Raw genomic sequence first — 15,323 nt, 5'->3', positions numbered from 1 at the left:
GCCCCACCGGCGGCATCGCGGCGGCCGGGCCGTGGTTTCCGGCGGGGCCGCATGCGCAAGGGGGCGGCAGCCGCCGCGATGCCGCCCGTGGCGGCCGGCCGGGGGCCGCCGGGGACGGATGCGTTAGGTCAGCGGCACTTGCGGCAGCGGCGACGACGGTTCGAGGTGGCGTTTCGCGAGCCATACTTCCTGCTGCAGCCAGTCGCGGAACTGCACGATGTGCGGCAGGTTCGTCTGCTCGGGGCGCGTGACGAACCAGTACGACTGGTGGCCGTCGACGTGCACGTTGAGCACCTGCATCAGTTGCCCGGTCGCGAGCTCGCGGGCGACCATGTGGCGGTCGGCGATCGTGATGCCGAGGCCGTCGATGGCCGCGCGGATCGCGTGGTCGAGCAGGTCGAACTCGTAGCCGCCGCGCGTGTCGACGTCGGCGATGCCGGCGGCCTTCAGCCAGTGCTGCCAGGTCAGGTAGCGCTGGTCGTCGGTGGCGAGCACGTGCAGCAGCGTGAAGCGGTTCAGGTCGATCGGCGCGCCGTCCTGTCGCAGCCGCGCATACAGCGCGGGCGCGCAGACGGCGATATGCTGTTCCTGCATCAGCAGCGCATTGTCGAAACCGTCCCATTCGCCGTCGCCGAACCGGATCGCGCAGTCGAGCACGCGCGATTCGCCGAGGCTGTCGTGGATGCGGGTCGTGAGGCTCAGCTCGAATTCCGGATGCGCGTCGCGCAGTCGGCCGAGACGCGGCATCAGCCAGCGCGCGGCGAAGGTGGGCGGCACGTTTGCGCGCAGGCGGTTCAGGTGGGTTTTTTCCTGCAGGCTGCGCACGGTCAGTTCGATCTTGTCGAACGATTGCTGCAGCGCGCGCAGCAGCACGCGGCCGGCCGCCGTCAGTTCGAGCTGGTGATGGCGGCGCTCGAGCAGGGTTTCGCCGAGCTGGCCCTCGAGCTGGCGGACCTGGCGGCTCACCGCGCTCTGCGTTACGTTGAGCAGTTCGGCCGCGCGCGTGAAGCTGCCGGTGCGGCCGGCCATCTCGAAGGCTTTCAGCGCATTCAGCGCCGGCATCTTGCGTCTCACGGGGCGGTGTCGTGTTTGGTGCGGGATGCTTATTGTAGGCGGGTGGCGGAGGGCGCGGGAACGATGAATGCCTGCAACCGGACGCGCGGGCGCGACGGGTTGTCGCGGCGCGGCGCTTCGCGCGTCCGGTTGCGACCCGGCTGCCTGCCGGTGGCCGGCGGCGCCGGCCGGCAACGAAATGAACGATACGAACGGAAGGGACACACATCATGCGACGCCTGCCATCGCTGATCGCACTGCGATTTTTCGAGGAGACCGCGCGTCACCTGAGCTTCAACCGCGCGGCGGTTTCGCTGTGCGTGACGCAAGGCGCGGTCAGCCGGCAGATCCGGCTGCTCGAGGACGCGCTCGGCGCACGCCTGTTCGAGCGCGACCATACGGGCGTGCGCCTGACCGACGCCGGCCGGCGATTGCTGCCGTACATCGGGCAGGCGTTCGACACGATCGAGCGCGGCGTCGGCGAAGTCGCCGCCGAGAGGCCGGGCGCGAAGCGGCGCCTCACGGTATCGCTGCCGCCGACGTTCGCGACGCAGTGGTTTTCGCCGCGGCTCGGCACGCTCGCGGAGGCGCTGCCGGAAGTCGAGCTGTCGATCCGCACGGAGCCGGCCGACGATTGCCATTGCCACATCCGCTTCGGGCGCGCGGCGCGGGCCGGGATGCAATCGGAGCTGCTGATGATGGAGCGGCACGCGCTCGTCGGCGCGCCGCGTTATCGCGGCGATGCGCTCGACGTGCTGCTCGGCCGCCTGCCGTCGCTGCATGTGCTGCACGAGGGCAAGCGTCTGTCGCTGTGGGCCGACTGGTGCGAGCAGGCCGGCGTGCCGGTGGCGCGGATCGGCGACGGCATCGAGTTCTCGACGCTCGAACAGGCGATTCGCGCGGCGCGCAAGGGCGCGGGGCTCGCGGTTGTCGACCTGAACATGATCGAGGAGGAGATCGGCGAAGGCAGCCTCGTGCGCTTGTCTCCGGTGCAGCCGATCGGGCCGTTCGGCTACTGGCTCGATATCGAGCCGGAGAGCGTCGCGTTCGGGCACGTGGTCGCGTTTGCCGCGTGGTTGCGGGAGCAGGCGGCGAGGCGGGGGTAGGGCGAGGGGCGTGGCGATGGGACGCGGCTGACGCCGCCGTGGCGAGCATCGGCCCGGTCCATGTGTGTCCTGCCGCGCGCCCGGTGCCGGTATCTGTCAACGATCGTGACACGGAACGGCGTGGGCGCGATCGCTGTCGGCCCGGGCCGAGCGAGCCACCCGCCTTCATCGTCAATGCCCGGCCGCCTCCTCCAGCGTCAGGTGCTTCGTTTCCGGCGCCCACGCGATCGACACGATCATCCCCGCCAGCAGCACGCCGGCCAGCGCGAACATCGTCGCGTGAAAGCCGAGCGTTGCGATGCCGGCCGGCAGCAGGAACGTGCCGATCGCCGAGCCGAGCCGGCTGCACGCGATCGCCAGGCCGACGCCGCAGGCGCGCACTTCGGTCGGGAAGCATTCGGGCGGGAACACGCCGACGAGGTTGCTGAACGCCGACATCGTCAGCGTGAAGATCGCGAAGGCGACGATCATCGCGACGGCCGCCGTCGACGGCAGCACCGCCAGCGCGACGAGCGACGCGCAGGTCACCGCGAACGAGCCGATCAGGAAGCCGCGCCGCGACAGCCGGATCGTCAGCCAGATGCCGATCAGCGCGCCCAGCACGAGGAAGCCGTTCAGCAGCAGGTCCGCGCCGAAGCCTTCGGCGAGGCCGATCGTCTTCAGGATCGTCGGCAGGAACGTGTAGATCGCGAAATACGGAATCACGAGGCACACGAAGAACGCGCAGTTGAAGATCGTGCGGCGGATCAGGTCGGGCCGGAACAGCCGGCCGAAGCCCGCGTGCCCGGCCGGCTCGGTGGCGCCGTCGAGCAGCACGTGCGGCCCGAAATGCTTCGCGACGATCGCGCGCGCTTCCTGCACGCGGCCCCGGCCGAGCAGCCAGCGCGGCGATTCGGGCGTGCCGATCCGCAGCACCAGCACGATCAGCGCGGGCAACGCGGCCGACGCGAGCAGCCAGCGCCACGCATCGGGCGCGGCGTCGCCGTACGCGAGGCCGAGCACGTTCGCGGCGACGTAGCCGATGGTCCAGATCACGCTGAACGAGCCGAGCAGCGCGCCGCGATGCTTGCGCGGCGAGAATTCGGCGAGGATCGCGTGGCCGACGGTGAAGTCGCCGCCCATCCCGAAGCCGATCAGCACGCGCAGGATGCACAGTTCGAGCGGCGACGTGACGAAGAACTGCGCGAACGCGGCGGCCGTGATGATCACGAAGCTCGTCAGGAAGATCTTCTGCCGGCCCATCCGGTCGGACAGCCAGCCGAACACGAGGCTGCCGAAGAAGATGCCGATCAGCGCCGAACTGCCGATCATCCCCATCCAGAACGCATCGATCGGCATCTGCCTGCCGAGCGCGGCGAGCGCATAGCCGATCGTGCCGAGCGTGTAGCCCTCGGTGAAATGCGCGCCGAACGTGAGGCCGGCGATCTTCACGTGGAAGCGGTTGAGCGGTACGTCGTCGAGCGCGACGGGGCGGTGCGGCGTGTCGGCGCCGCGCGACGGCGGCAGCGCGCGGGCGGCGCCGGATTGAACGTTGGCTTGGGTCAAGCTGCCTCCTGGATTGTTGTGCGTGGCGCAGGCGGCGCGCGGAGGCAAGGCGCCGCCGCGCCGCCGTGCGAGGCGCCGCGGGGTGCGCGGCGCGGATCGGCCGCACGGCGGCCGGCGGTCAGAGGTCAGCGGCCGAGGCCGGCCATCAGCGTGTACTTGAGTTCCACGTATTCGTCGAGGCCGTACTTCGAGCCTTCGCGGCCGAGCCCCGATTGCTTGACGCCGCCGAACGGCGCGACCTCGGTCGAGATGATCCCGTCGTTGACGCCGACCATCCCGCTTTCCAGCGCACCCGACACCCGCCATGCGCGACCGAGGTCGCGGGTGTAGAAGTACGCGGACAACCCGAACGGCGTGTCGTTGGCCGCGGCGACGGCCTCTTCCTCGGTCGTGAAGCGGAAGCAGCCGGCGACGGGGCCGAAGGTTTCCTCCTCGGCGATCAGCATGCCGGCCGTCATGCCGGTCAGCACGGTCGGCTCGTAGAACGTGCCGCCGAGCGCGTGACGCTTGCCGCCGGTCAGCACGCTCGCGCCCCTGGCGGCGGCATCGGCCACGTGCCGCTCGACCTTGGCGAGCGCCGCTGCGTTGATCAGCGGCCCCTGGTCGACCTCGCCCGCGAGCGCGTTGCCGACGCGCAGCTTGCGCACGGCGTCAGCGAGCTTGCGCGTGAACGCGTCGTACACGCCGTCCTGCACGAGGAAGCGGTTCACGCACACGCAGGTCTGCCCCGTGTTGCGGAACTTGGACGCGATCGCGCCCTCGACCGCCGCATCGAGATCGGCATCGTCGAACACGATGAACGGCGCATTGCCGCCGAGTTCGAGCGAGAGCTTCTTCAGCGTGTCGGCCGACTGCTTCGCGAGCAGCTTGCCGACCCGCGTCGAGCCCGTGAACGACAGCTTGCGCACGACGGACGAGCTCGTCAGCGTCTCGCCGATCGCGACCGCGTCGCCCGATACCACGTTGAACACGCCGGCCGGCACGCCCGCGCGCTCGGCCAGCACCGCGAGCGCGAACGCCGACAACGGCGTTTCCTCGGACGGCTTGAGCACCATCGTGCAGCCGGCGGCGAGCGCGGGGCCGGCCTTGCGCGTGATCATCGCGAGCGGGAAATTCCACGGCGTGATCGCCGCGACGACGCCGACCGGCTCGCGCGTGACGACGATCTGCGCGTTCGGCTTCGGGCTCGGGATCACGTCGCCGTACATGCGCTTCGCTTCTTCCGCGAACCACTCGAGAAAGCTGGCCGCGTAGGCCACTTCGCCGCGCGCTTCCGCGAGCGGCTTGCCCTGTTCGAGCGTCAGCAGCTCGGCGAGCGCGTCGCGGTGCTCGAGCATCAGCTCGCCCCAGCGCTTCACGCGCGCGCCGCGCTCCTTCGCGGTCAGCGCGCGCCATGCGGGAAACGCGTGCGCGGCCGCGTCGATCGCGCGCTGCGTGTCGTCGGCGCCGCCTTGCGCGACCTTCGCGATCGTCTCGCCGGTGGCCGGGTTCAAAACAGGATAGGTCGCATCGCTCGCGCCGTGCGGCTCGTGCCACTCGCCGCCGATGTAATGGCCGGTTCTCAGAAATTCGTTCATCGTGTGTGGTTCCTTCCGTGCGTCAGTCCGCCGCGAAGCTGCCCTGCGCCGGGCGCGCCTCGCGCGCGATGCGCTTGCCCGCCGTGTAGTCGTTGATCAGGTCGCAGGGCGTGTAGTTGCGTTCGAGCTCGTGCAGTTCCTCGTCGGTGAGCCGCGTTTCGAGCGCGCCCAGCGCGCTGTCGAACTGCGCGACGGAATCCGCGCCGACCAGCATGCTGGCGATGCCGGGCCGGCTCAGCACCCAGGCCTGCGCGATTTGCGCGGGCGGCACGCCGCGCCGCTGCGCGACCTTCGCGACCGATGCGGCGATCGCGAGCGACGACGCGTCGCCGTACATCTGCGCGGTGAAGAAATCGGTCTGGTTGCGCGTGGATTGCGGCTCGCAGGTGAGCAGGCCGCGCGCGAGCGGGCTGAACACCGACACGCCGACGCCCTGGTCGATGCAGTACGGCACCATCTCGCGTTCTTCCTCGCGATACGCGAGGTTGAGCTGCAGCTGCATGTTGATCGGCTTGTCCCAGCCGTTTCGTTCGCATGCCTGCATGATCTTCGCGAACTGCCACGTGTACATCGTCGAGACGCCGATATAGCGCGCCTTGCCCGCGCGCACGATGTCGTGCAGCGTGCTCATGGTTTCCTCGACAGGCGTGTTCACGTCGAAGAAATGCAGCATGAAGATGTCGACGTAATCCATCCCGAGGCGCGTCAGCGAGCCGTCGATGCCGTCGAGCACGTGCTTGCGCGAATGGCCGCCCGCGTTCGGGTAGCTGCCCATGTCGTAGCCGACCTTGGTCGTCACGACGAGTTCCTCGCGGCGCGCGTTGCGCTTCAGGATGCGGCCGACCACTTCCTCGCCGACGCCCGTCGAATAGAAATCGGCGAGATCGATGAAGTTGACGCCGGCGTCGAGCGCGCGGCGAACGATCGGCTCGCTCCGCGCTTCGTCGAAGATCCACGGCTTCCAGTCGGGGGTGCCCATGTTCATCGTGCCGAGACACAGGCGGGACACCTTCAGGCCGGACTGGCCGAGGCGGACGTATTCCATGCTTCCTCCTGGTGCGGCCTGGCCGGCCGCGTGTTGTCTGTCAGTTCTTTTTCGGCGTGTAGAACGGGTTCGACACGTCGCGCGCGGCGGCGAACACCGCGTCGCGATGCGGCAGCCCTTCCATCGCGGCGACGATCGCGTTGCGGCACGCGCGGTAGTTGTTCTCGAACACGGCGTCGAGGTCGTCGGTCTGCGGGTTCACCCAGTTCGCGGATACGACGACCCAGTCGTTTTCCGCTTCCGGCGGCAGCGTGCCGTTCTCGAGCGCTTCGGCCACGGCTTTCGCGATGCCGGCCTGCGACGCGCCCCACGTGGCATTGCCGTGGAAATCGCCCGCGATCTGGGCCTTGTTCACGTACAGCGTGAGCGGCTTGGTCGGCACGCCCGGCTGCGCGATCACGACGAACGGCGCGTGGCCGGCCGACGGCGTCGCGAGCGCGGTGGCGAACGCCTGGCCCGCCGGGCCGTTGCGCGGGCCGACCAGCACGTTGATGTGCGCGAGATTGACGCCGGGGCCTTCGAAGCCTTCGCCGATGTAGAGCTGCCTGGGTTGGGATGCGGTCATTGCGGTGTCTCGTCGATGAGGTTGGGTGTGAGGCGATTGTGGTGGGCCGCGGAGCGGCCGGTGAATCGATGTTTTCTGATCGGGCCATGAGTTTTCGTCGTCTCCGTGAAAACCCTGGCGCGACGCGCAAACGCCCGCCGGGCGGGCCTCGGCCGCCGTCGCGACGACGGCCGGGGCGGGACCGGCGGGTGAACTTGCCTGCACCGGCTCCGGGTTTGTCATACCCGGGCAGGGGTTGGAGGGCCGGGCGCATCTGGACAACAATCGGCGTACTCCGAACCCTATCTTTCGTCTTCCCTTCCATTTTCGAAAGCGAGTAATTCCGATGGCTGCCATTGAGAAACCTGTCGCTTCGCGACAGCCCCCCCGGGCGGAGCACGCCTCCACGGGGACTTCCTGCGGGGCGCCGCAGGCGGCGCGGCCCGGCGGTTTCTCGAAGCCCGACTGGTCGAAGCTGACCTCGCTCGATCCGGAGCTGATCCGGGCCTTCGTCGCGGTCGTCGAAAGCGGCGGCTTCACCGCGGCGGCCCGGCAACTGCACCGCACGCAGTCGACGATCAGCCTGCGGATCCGCACGCTCGAGGAGCGGCTCGACACGCACCTGTTCATGCGCAACAGCCGGCGGCTCGAACTGTCGCGCGACGGCGAGAATTTCCTGATCCACGCGCGGCGGATCATCCAGGTGCAGAACGACGCGATCATCGCGCTGAAGCAGACCAGCAGCGACCGTGGCGTCGTGCGCTTCGGCCTGCCCGAGGACTACGCGGAGCTGTGGCTGCCCGACCTGCTGAAATCGTTCTATGCGATGCGGCCGGGCGCGCGTCTGCACGTGCATTGCCGCACGTCGCTCGAGTTGCTCGAACGGCTGCAGGCCGGCGAGCTCGACGTCGCGCTCGTCGTGCGGCACGGGCCGAACGCGGGCGGGCGGCTGCTCGGCCGTCACGACGTCGTATGGGCCGCGCATCGCGAATTCGCGCTCGGCCCGCATGCGTCGGTGCCGCTCGCGCTGTTTCCCGAGACGTGCTGCTACCGGCAGCGCGGGCTGCAGGCGCTCACGACGGCCGAACGGCCGTATCACGTCGTCTATACGAGCCAGAGCCCGACCGGCATCAAGATCGCGGTGAACCACGGCGCGGCCGTGACGATGATCGATCGCTGCACGCTGCCCGAGAACTGGCGCGTGCTCGACGAGACGGACGGGCTGCCGCCGCTGCCGGCGGCGGATCTCGAACTGCATCGCTCGCCGGGCATCTGCGATCCGCTGACCGACGATCTGGTGTCGCTGATCGAATCGATGGTCGACGAACGGCGGCGGGCGTCGCTCGAGGCGTTCGCGTAGCGGAGCGCGCGCCGCGACGGGAGGCCGGCGCACGCCTGGACCCGGGCGCCGGGCGGCTGCGGCGTTGCGGCGCGCCCGTCGATCGCAACCCGCCGGCGGCCGCGCCGCATCGCGGGCAGCAAGCGCGGCAAGCCGTTTTTTGCACCGCCGCCGCGTTTTTTTGCACGACGTTTATGCGGTCTCTTCTAAGCTGGGGCTGTGTCGAACAGCCGTGACGGCTTCCGTCCGCTCCATGACCTTCATTCGTCCCGTTCCCGCCTTCGATGTCGCCGGCCGCCGGTTGCGCGCCGGCGTACGCTCCAACGTCATTCCGTTTCCGCCGCCGCGCCCGCGTCTGGCGTTGCCCGTCACGCTGACGGCCGACTCCGGCGAACGCGCGCACGCCCGGCTCGCTGCGCTGCTGCATTCCCCGCTCGGTGTATACGTCGTCAGCGCGCGCGCCGTGCGCGACGTCGTCCACGTGCAGTTCGACATCGCGCAGGAAGACCTCGATTTCACGCTGCACATGCTGATCGCGCAGCAGGCCGACGCGGTGATCGGGCCGGTCGCGCGCCGGTTGCACATCGGGCCGACAGCCCGCTGACGCGGAGCCGCGCCGCCGCCCGTGCGCGGCTTGCGCGGCCGGTTTGCGTCCGGTGCGAGGCCGGTTCGCCGTCCGCCTGCCGGCGGCGGCCATGCGTGCGCCGCGTCGTGCGCGGCGCCGATCCTGAATACGGAGTGTCCATGTACCTCACCGAAGCAGTGCATGTCGCGCGGCCCGCCGGCCGTCGCGTCCGGACGGCGTCGCTGCCGTCGGGCCAGCAGCTCGCGCGTCAGCTCGTGACGACGGTGCGCGTGGCCGAAGTACTGCTGCACCAGGCGATCGCCGTGCCCGACGGGCATCAGTGGTCGGTCGACACCGAGCGGGTCGACGCCGCCGGCGGGCCGCTCGAGGCCTGGGAAACCTGCGTGACGTTGCGGATCGGCAAGGTGTTCGCGCCGGCGGTCAGCCCCGCCGCGCGCGTCAACGATCGCGACCAGGTCGCGGTCGACATCCGGCTCTGCCTGCCCGAGCAGGACTATGTGGCCGAACGGCGCGTGAGCACCTTCGGCCGCTGCCACGGCAACCGCTACGGCGCGACGCTGTCGGTCGCGTCGGGCGCGCAGTGGGGCTGGCAACGCACCGAGCACGTCGCGCCGGAACACATGCACGTGTACGCCGACACGCTCGAGGCGCTCGTCGACGCGGTGGCCGCGCACGTCAACACGGCGCTGGGCGCGGCCGGGTTCGACGCACCGCGCTGATCACGCGTCGCCGGTCTGCCCGGTCTGGCGCTGCAGGTCCGTCATCAACTGTTCCGCGAGGAAGTCGCACGGCGGCCGCTTCGATTTGGTGCTGCGCGCGAGGATCAGCTCGAGCGGCGGCAGATCGGGCAGGCCGTGCGTGCGGCCGAGCATCGACAGTTGCGCGGGAATCGCGCAGCGCGCGAGCGGCGCGACCGCGAGGCCGGCCTCGACCATGCTGAGCAGCCCGAGCAGGCTCGGGCTTTCATAGGAGGTGCGGTACGGCACCTTCGCCCGTTCGAGGCTGCGGATCGCGTTCTCGCGCGCGACGCTGCCCGGCATGAACACGGCGATCGGCAGCGGCCGCTCTTCCCATACGCGCGGGCCGTTCGTCATCGCGGCCCACGCCATCGGCTCGTGGCGGATGAAGTCGCCGGACAGCCCCTTGATGCGCGTGCCGCAGACGAGATCGACGGTGCCGTCCTTGATCAGCGGCGCGAGCGCGCTGCTCGGCAGCCCGATCACCTGGATCTCGACCTTGGGGTAGGTCGCGGAGAATTTCTTCAGGACCGACGGCAGCAGCGACGACGCATAGTCGTCCGGCACGCCGATCACGACCTTGCCGGTCACCTCCGGCCGTACCACGGCCGCCCATGCCTCGTCGCGCAGCGCCAGCATTCGTCTGGCGAATCCCAGCAGCACCTCGCCCTCGCGCGTCAGCACGATGCTGCGCGGCTTGCGCACGAACAGCGGCCGCCCGATCGCGTCTTCCAGGCTCTTGATCTGCATGCTCACGGCCGACTGCGAGCGGTTCACGGCCTCGGCGGCGCGGGTCATGTTGCCGGTTTCCGCGACGGCGACGACGGTGGCCAGCACGTCGTGATCGAGCATCTTCATGGGTATCAGGAAAACTGAACGTAACGATCAGCATTATGCGTTTTTATTGTTGCTGTGTGTCTGCCATAGTGCGATCACGCTGGCACGTCGCCCGGCACGCAGGCTGGAACAGGGAAAGTGGTGTTTCGATGATCGACCATCCGTTGCGCGCCGCACTGGCCGCGGAATTGCATGCGCGGCCGTTCCTGCGGATCGCCGAAGCCGTGTCGCTCACGCATTACGCGATCTACGCGGACGGCCAGCCCGACATCCACGAAACGCTGCTGCACGCGCTGTGCCGCGACACCGGCATCGCCGCGCCGCACGAGGGCGCAACGCACCACGCGGTGCAGTCGCCGTGCGGCTGGTACCTGAAGTGGGAACGCCACACCGAATTCTCGACCTTCACGTTCGTCGCGCCGCGTCGCGACACCGGCTATTTCGACGACCTCGCGATCGAAGGCATTCCGGCCGCGTGGTTCGCGCGCCTCGCCGGCATCCGCTTCGTCGCGGTGCGGATGGAGCTGCTGTCGGGCGACGCCGCGCGGCTCGTCTGCGGCGACCTGCGCCGCTGGATCGACGGGCCCGCGCTCGTCGGCAGCAACGTGCTCGGCGGCGGCAAGGTGTTCTGCGACTGGCATGTGCGCGACGACGGCTTCATGCGGTTTCTCGTCGTCGACGAGGATTTCCGCGAGGAGCAGGGCGGGCGCCTGCTGCAACGGCTGTACGAGATCGAGACGTACCGGATGATGGCGCTGCTCGCGCTGCCGGTCGCGCGCCGGATGAGCCGCGAGCTCGACGAGATCCACGCGGCGCTGCATGCGCTGATGCAGCGGATGGACACGAACGGCGCCGGCGGCGACGACGCGGCGCTGCTCGTCAAGCTCACGCATCTCGCGGTGCGGGTCGAGTCGCTGTCGGAATCCGGGGCGCGCTTCAGCGCGTCGCGTGCGTACGAAAAGCTCGTGCTGGCGCGCATTCACGAGCTGCGCGAGGAGCGTATCGAAGGGATGCCGACGATCGCCGAATTCATGGAGCGGCGCTTCGCGCCGGCGATGGAAACCTGCCGCAGCGTCTGGGCGCGTCACGAGCAGATCGCCGCGCGGATCGCGCGTGCGGTCGACCTGCTGCGCACGCGCGTGAATCTCGCGCAGGAAAAGGACGTCACGCGCCTGCTGGCGGGCATGGAGCGCACCGCGCGCAATCAGCTGCATCTGCAGCATGCGGTCGAGGGGCTGTCGGTGGCGGCCATTTCGTACTACGTGCTGTCGCTCGCGGCCGCGGCGTTCAAGGCGCTGCACGTGATGAGCCTGCCGGTCGATCCGGAGCTGGCGGAAGGCCTGCTGATCGCGCCGGTGGTGTTCGCGGTGATTCACATCACGCGGCGCACGCGCGCGCAGCTCGCGCACGCGGAGGCCGTGCAGGACGCGGCGCCGGCAGCGGCGCATGCGACTGCATTGAAGCAGGTCGGTTAGGACATCGATAACACGGTCGAGATCAGGAGTGGAGATGACTTTTTCGCGGAAGCAAGCAGCGTTGCGTGGCGGTTTCGATGCGTTCGACGCATCGGCGGCGGACGAAGCGGGCGTGCCGGAGGCGGCGCGCGTGACGTCGTATCAGGCCGTGCTGCAGGAGCCGACGACTTCGCTCGTGGGCAATACGATCGACCGGCCGGACGTCGCGGCGGTCGCGATTCTCGGCTACAACTGACGCGTTCCGCCGCGCCGGCCCGATCCGGCGCAGGCGTTCATCGGCCGGCCGCGTGCCGGCGCGCCGGGCGCGATTCGCCTTCCGGCTTCCCTTTTCCCTTCCCCAGCGCAAGCGCCAGCTCGACGAACGCCCGCGCGGCCGCGCTCCGGTACGCGCCCTTGCGCTGCAGCAGCACGGCCGTGCGCCGCAGCACGGCCGGATCGAGCGCGACGGCGACGAGTTCGTCGTGCCCGGTCGCGATCGTCGCGGGCAGCAGCGTCGCGAGGCTCGTGCGGCGCACGATCTCGATGACCGCCCCCAGCGAATTCGCTTCCATGGCCACCTGCGGCTGCACGCCGTGCTCGCGGAAATAACGATCGATCTGCACGCGCGTCGCGAATTCGGCGGTCAGCAGCACGAGTGGGGCGTCGTGCAGCGCGCGCAGGCCCGCCTTGCGTTTTCCGGCCAGCGCATGCCGGCGGTTCACGACGAGCGCGAGCGTCTCGACCAGCAGCGTTCGTGCGTCGATATCCGCCGTCTGCACCTCGTCGAACGCGATGCCGACATCGAGCGCGTCGTCGACGAGCAGCGCCTCGATGCGTTCCTGCGACATCTCCTGCACCGACAGCGACACACCCGGGTAGCGGCCGTGAAACGCCTCGACGAGCGGCCCGACGAGATAGCTCGTGAAGGTCGGCGTGAGTGCGATCCGCAGCGAGCCGCGGCTGAGATCCTGCACGTCGTGCAGCGCGCGCCGGCCTTCCGCGAGATCGTGCAGCGCCTGCCGCGCATAGCGGAAATACACGTCGCCGGCGTCCGTGAGCCGCGTGACGCGCCCGGTGCGGTCGAACAGCTGCGCGCCGAGCGTCTCCTCGAGCTGGCGGATCTGCTGCGACAGCGCGGGCTGAGAAACGTGCAGCGCGGCGGCCGCGCGCGTGAAGCTGCGGTGTTCGGCGACCGCCAGGAAGTAGTGGATATGGCGCAGGAGCATCGCGGTTCTCATAAGTCGTGCTTATCCGGTCGATCATAAATCAGTCTTTTACCTTATGGGAAGTCCGGCGTAACCTGCCCTTCATCGATTCCACCCGCACCGGAGAACACGTGATGAAGGACATCATCGAAGGCTTCCTGAAGTTCCAGCGCGACGCCTACCCGGAACGCGCCGCGCTGTTCCGGGATCTCGCCCGCAGCCAGAACCCGCGCGCGCTGTTCATCTCGTGCTCGGACAGCCGGCTCGTGCCCGAACTCGTCACGCAGCGCGAGCCGGGCGACCTGTTCGTGATCCGCAACGCCGGCAACATCGTGCCGTCGTACGGCCCCGAGCCGGGCGGCGTATCGGCGTCGGTCGAATACGCGGTGGCCGCGTTGCGCGTGACCGACGTCGTGATCTGCGGGCATTCCGATTGCGGCGCGATGACCGCGATCGCGACCTGCCAGTGCATGGACCACATGCCGGCCGTCGGCCATTGGCTGCGCTACGCCGATTCGGCGCGCGTCGTGAACGAGGCGCGTGCGCATCGCAGCGAACGCGACCGGATCGACTCGATGGTGCGCGAGAACGTCGTCGCGCAACTGGCCAACCTGAAGACGCACCCTGCCGTGCGGCTCGCGCTCGACGAGGGGCGTCTCGCGCTGCACGGCTGGGTGTACGACATCGAATCGGGCTGCATCGACGCCTACGACGGCGCGGCCGGCCGGTTCGTATCGCTCGCGGGCCATCCCGAGGTCCGCGCCACGCCCGCGACGCCCGTCGTCGCGGCCTGAATCGCTCCCACCCCACCACGAGGAATTGCCATGATCCAGTCCCAGCACAGTCAGACCGCCCGCCACGCGCTTGCCGAAACCGTCGTGCTCGCGAAGGCGCGCAAGCAGCTGTCGTTCGCGCAACTCACCGAAGGCACCGGCCTGAGCGAGGCGTTCGTGACGGCCGCGCTGCTCGGCCAGCATGCGCTGCCCGCCGATGCGGCACGCATCGTCGCCGACAAGCTCGGCCTCGACGACGACGCTGTGCTGCTGCTGCAGACGATCCCGCTGCGCGGCAGCATCGACGATCGCGTGCCGACCGATCCGACCATCTACCGCTTCTACGAGATGCTGCAGGTGTACGGCACGACGCTGAAGGCGCTCGTGCACGAGAAGTTCGGCGACGGCATCATCAGCGCGATCAATTTCCGGCTCGACGTGAAGAAGGTCGACGATCCCGAAGGCGGTTCGCGCGCGGTGATCACGCTCGACGGCAAGTATCTGCCGACCAGGCCGTTCTGATGCGGGCGCGGCGTCGGCCGGCGCGGTTGGCGCCGGCTGGCGCCGGTCGCACGATGAAGTAGTTCGCGCAGCGCACCGGCCGCGCGTTGCAGCCGCCCCGGCTGCGCGTTTTCCCTGCCATTCGCGACGCCCGGAGCGCATCCATGCCGCAGGGCGCCCGCGCCGCGGGGTACGACCGTGTCGTACCCCGTTCTCCCGCCTTTCAAACATCGATCCCGTTCAATGTCCGGAACGGAAATCCGCGATCCAAAAAGTTTTTGACGGGTTTAAAAATTCGCACTGGAGACGACGGAAACGTGCGGAAAGCCCGATGAAAACCGATGAAATGTTCATGACAGCCGGCGCGGCCGCCGCTGCCGGCCGCGATCGGTTCGCGCCGGCCGCCGTGCTTCCCGTCGTGCCTGTTTCGTCGCGCCATGCGTCCCGCGCCGTCCGCATCGCGCGACCGCCCGGCCGGTTGCGCGTGACGCCCGAGATTCGCTTACCTGCCTGAAACGGACCATCATGAAACGGGATTCATTCAGTACACCTGACGCGACGCGTCGCATCGCGACGGACATGCTTCAACCGAACGACGCCTTCGTGCGCATCGAGAACGTCGTGAAGAAATTCGGCGACAGCACGGCCGTCGACAACGTGAACCTGACGATCGCCAAGAACGAGCTGTTCGCGCTGCTCGGCAGCTCGGGCTGCGGCAAGTCGACGCTGCTGCGCATGCTCGCCGGGCTCGAGACGGCCACCTCCGGCCGGATCTTCGTCGACGGCGAGGATCTCGCATCGCTGCCGCCGTACCGCCGCCCGGTGAACATGATGTTCCAGTCCTACGCGCTGTTCCCGCACATGACGGTCGAATCGAACGTCGCGTTCGGCCTGAAGCAGGAAGGCACGCCGAAGAACGAGATCAAGGAACGCGTGGCCGACGCGCTCGCGCTCGTGCAGATGAGCAAGTACGCGAAGCGCAAGCCGCACCAGCTCTCCGGCGGCCAGCAGCAGCGCGTCG

General features: G+C 69.2%; 17 protein-coding genes. 9 read left to right on the top strand and 8 right to left on the bottom strand.

Going from position 1 to position 15,323, the window contains the following annotated elements; all coding sequences use genetic code 11:
• Window positions 1-123 precede the first annotated feature (123 nt).
• Window positions 124-1,062 carry a LysR substrate-binding domain-containing protein gene (locus GQ57_RS37065; protein WP_034200504.1) on the bottom strand — a complete coding sequence of 313 codons (939 nt, stop codon included), beginning with the start codon at window positions 1,060-1,062 and terminating at the stop codon, window positions 124-126.
• 221 nt (window positions 1,063-1,283) lie between these two features.
• Between GQ57_RS37065 and GQ57_RS37060 the strand changes: the two genes are divergently transcribed.
• Window positions 1,284-2,159, top strand: coding sequence for a LysR family transcriptional regulator (locus tag GQ57_RS37060; RefSeq protein WP_034200502.1), 876 nt, complete (start codon window positions 1,284-1,286; stop codon window positions 2,157-2,159).
• A 171-nt stretch (window positions 2,160-2,330) separates the two neighbouring features.
• On the opposite strand, the gene GQ57_RS37055 is transcribed toward GQ57_RS37060, so the two are convergent.
• From GQ57_RS37055 to fae, 4 genes are all read right to left on the bottom strand, one after another.
• A complete protein-coding gene (locus GQ57_RS37055; protein ID WP_034200501.1) occupies window positions 2,331-3,704 on the bottom strand; it encodes an MFS transporter in 1,374 nt (457 codons plus the stop codon).
• Between the two features lie 125 nt (window positions 3,705-3,829).
• A complete protein-coding gene (locus GQ57_RS37050) occupies window positions 3,830-5,281 on the bottom strand; it encodes an NAD-dependent succinate-semialdehyde dehydrogenase (protein ID WP_034200500.1) in 1,452 nt (483 codons plus the stop codon).
• A gap of 22 nt (window positions 5,282-5,303) precedes the next feature.
• The gene (locus GQ57_RS37045) at window positions 5,304-6,326 is read right to left on the bottom strand and encodes an aldo/keto reductase (protein ID WP_031397393.1); all 1,023 of its coding nucleotides are present in this window, start codon (window positions 6,324-6,326) and stop codon (window positions 5,304-5,306) included.
• Between the two features lie 40 nt (window positions 6,327-6,366).
• Window positions 6,367-6,891: a formaldehyde-activating enzyme gene (gene fae, locus GQ57_RS37040; protein WP_031397394.1), complete on the bottom strand. Its 525-nt coding sequence runs from the start codon at window positions 6,889-6,891 to the stop codon at window positions 6,367-6,369.
• A gap of 325 nt (window positions 6,892-7,216) precedes the next feature.
• Between fae and GQ57_RS37035 the strand changes: the two genes are divergently transcribed.
• The 3 genes from GQ57_RS37035 to GQ57_RS37025 all read left to right on the top strand — a co-directional run bounded on the left by GQ57_RS37035 (window position 7,217) and on the right by GQ57_RS37025 (window position 9,514).
• Complete coding sequence (locus GQ57_RS37035; protein WP_235212617.1) at window positions 7,217-8,230, top strand: LysR family transcriptional regulator; 1,014 nt, start codon at window positions 7,217-7,219, stop codon at window positions 8,228-8,230.
• A 232-nt stretch (window positions 8,231-8,462) separates the two neighbouring features.
• A complete protein-coding gene (locus tag GQ57_RS37030) occupies window positions 8,463-8,813 on the top strand; it encodes a hypothetical protein (protein WP_031397396.1) in 351 nt (116 codons plus the stop codon).
• A 140-nt stretch (window positions 8,814-8,953) separates the two neighbouring features.
• Window positions 8,954-9,514, top strand: coding sequence for a hypothetical protein (locus tag GQ57_RS37025; RefSeq protein WP_031397397.1), 561 nt, complete (start codon window positions 8,954-8,956; stop codon window positions 9,512-9,514).
• Here GQ57_RS37025 and GQ57_RS37020 read toward each other — a convergent pair whose 3' ends face one another.
• Complete coding sequence (locus GQ57_RS37020; protein WP_031397398.1) at window positions 9,515-10,390, bottom strand: LysR family transcriptional regulator; 876 nt, start codon at window positions 10,388-10,390, stop codon at window positions 9,515-9,517.
• A gap of 128 nt (window positions 10,391-10,518) precedes the next feature.
• On the opposite strand from GQ57_RS37020, the gene GQ57_RS37015 reads away from it, so the two are divergent.
• Both GQ57_RS37015 and GQ57_RS37010 read left to right on the top strand, forming a co-directional pair.
• Window positions 10,519-11,844, top strand: coding sequence for a DUF3422 family protein (locus GQ57_RS37015; RefSeq protein WP_034200499.1), 1,326 nt, complete (start codon window positions 10,519-10,521; stop codon window positions 11,842-11,844).
• A 34-nt stretch (window positions 11,845-11,878) separates the two neighbouring features.
• A complete protein-coding gene (locus GQ57_RS37010) occupies window positions 11,879-12,079 on the top strand; it encodes a hypothetical protein (protein WP_034200498.1) in 201 nt (66 codons plus the stop codon).
• 37 nt (window positions 12,080-12,116) lie between these two features.
• Here GQ57_RS37010 and cynR read toward each other — a convergent pair whose 3' ends face one another.
• Window positions 12,117-13,049 carry a transcriptional regulator CynR gene (cynR, locus tag GQ57_RS37005; RefSeq protein WP_034200497.1) on the bottom strand — a complete coding sequence of 311 codons (933 nt, stop codon included), beginning with the start codon at window positions 13,047-13,049 and terminating at the stop codon, window positions 12,117-12,119.
• A 113-nt stretch (window positions 13,050-13,162) separates the two neighbouring features.
• Between cynR and GQ57_RS37000 the strand changes: the two genes are divergently transcribed.
• Window positions 13,163-13,822, top strand: coding sequence for a carbonic anhydrase (locus GQ57_RS37000; RefSeq protein ID WP_031397402.1), 660 nt, complete (start codon window positions 13,163-13,165; stop codon window positions 13,820-13,822).
• A 30-nt stretch (window positions 13,823-13,852) separates the two neighbouring features.
• Entirely contained in the window at window positions 13,853-14,323 is a 471-nt protein-coding gene (gene cynS, locus GQ57_RS36995; protein ID WP_031397403.1) for a cyanase, read from the top strand.
• A gap of 202 nt (window positions 14,324-14,525) precedes the next feature.
• On the opposite strand, the gene GQ57_RS42730 is transcribed toward cynS, so the two are convergent.
• On the bottom strand, window positions 14,526-14,741 hold the full coding sequence (locus tag GQ57_RS42730; RefSeq protein WP_152603462.1) for a hypothetical protein: 216 nt from the start codon (window positions 14,739-14,741) through the stop codon (window positions 14,526-14,528).
• Between the two features lie 140 nt (window positions 14,742-14,881).
• Here GQ57_RS42730 and GQ57_RS36985 point away from each other — a divergent pair.
• The coding region (locus tag GQ57_RS36985) for an ABC transporter ATP-binding protein (RefSeq protein WP_235215194.1) at window positions 14,882-15,323 on the top strand (442 nt) is incomplete at its 3' end.

It is taken from the genome of Burkholderia sp. MSh2 (assembly GCF_000731655.1).
Taxonomy (GTDB): domain Bacteria; phylum Pseudomonadota; class Gammaproteobacteria; order Burkholderiales; family Burkholderiaceae; genus Burkholderia; species Burkholderia paludis.
The sequence above is the reverse complement of the archived record's forward strand: the minus strand, read 5'-3'. Positions and strand labels throughout refer to the sequence as shown.

Bases quoted from the DNA above. Each gene is read 5' to 3' on its own strand.
- GQ57_RS37065 (WP_034200504.1), bottom strand. From the start codon at position 1,062: ATGCCGGCGCTGAATGCGCTGAAAGCCTTCGAGATGGCCGGCCGCACC.
- GQ57_RS37060 (WP_034200502.1), top strand. From the start codon at position 1,284: ATGCGACGCCTGCCATCGCTGATCGCACTGCGATTTTTCGAGGAGACC.
- GQ57_RS37050 (WP_034200500.1), bottom strand. From the start codon at position 5,281: ATGAACGAATTTCTGAGAACCGGCCATTACATCGGCGGCGAGTGGCAC.
- GQ57_RS37045 (WP_031397393.1), bottom strand. From the start codon at position 6,326: ATGGAATACGTCCGCCTCGGCCAGTCCGGCCTGAAGGTGTCCCGCCTG.
- fae (WP_031397394.1), bottom strand. From the start codon at position 6,891: ATGACCGCATCCCAACCCAGGCAGCTCTACATCGGCGAAGGCTTCGAA.
- GQ57_RS37035 (WP_235212617.1), top strand. From the start codon at position 7,217: ATGGCTGCCATTGAGAAACCTGTCGCTTCGCGACAGCCCCCCCGGGCG.
- GQ57_RS37030 (WP_031397396.1), top strand. From the start codon at position 8,463: ATGACCTTCATTCGTCCCGTTCCCGCCTTCGATGTCGCCGGCCGCCGG.
- GQ57_RS37025 (WP_031397397.1), top strand. From the start codon at position 8,954: ATGTACCTCACCGAAGCAGTGCATGTCGCGCGGCCCGCCGGCCGTCGC.
- GQ57_RS37020 (WP_031397398.1), bottom strand. From the start codon at position 10,390: ATGAAGATGCTCGATCACGACGTGCTGGCCACCGTCGTCGCCGTCGCG.
- GQ57_RS37015 (WP_034200499.1), top strand. From the start codon at position 10,519: ATGATCGACCATCCGTTGCGCGCCGCACTGGCCGCGGAATTGCATGCG.
- GQ57_RS37010 (WP_034200498.1), top strand. From the start codon at position 11,879: ATGACTTTTTCGCGGAAGCAAGCAGCGTTGCGTGGCGGTTTCGATGCG.
- cynR (WP_034200497.1), bottom strand. From the start codon at position 13,049: ATGCTCCTGCGCCATATCCACTACTTCCTGGCGGTCGCCGAACACCGC.
- GQ57_RS37000 (WP_031397402.1), top strand. From the start codon at position 13,163: ATGAAGGACATCATCGAAGGCTTCCTGAAGTTCCAGCGCGACGCCTAC.
- cynS (WP_031397403.1), top strand. From the start codon at position 13,853: ATGATCCAGTCCCAGCACAGTCAGACCGCCCGCCACGCGCTTGCCGAA.
- GQ57_RS42730 (WP_152603462.1), bottom strand. From the start codon at position 14,741: ATGGCGCGACGAAACAGGCACGACGGGAAGCACGGCGGCCGGCGCGAA.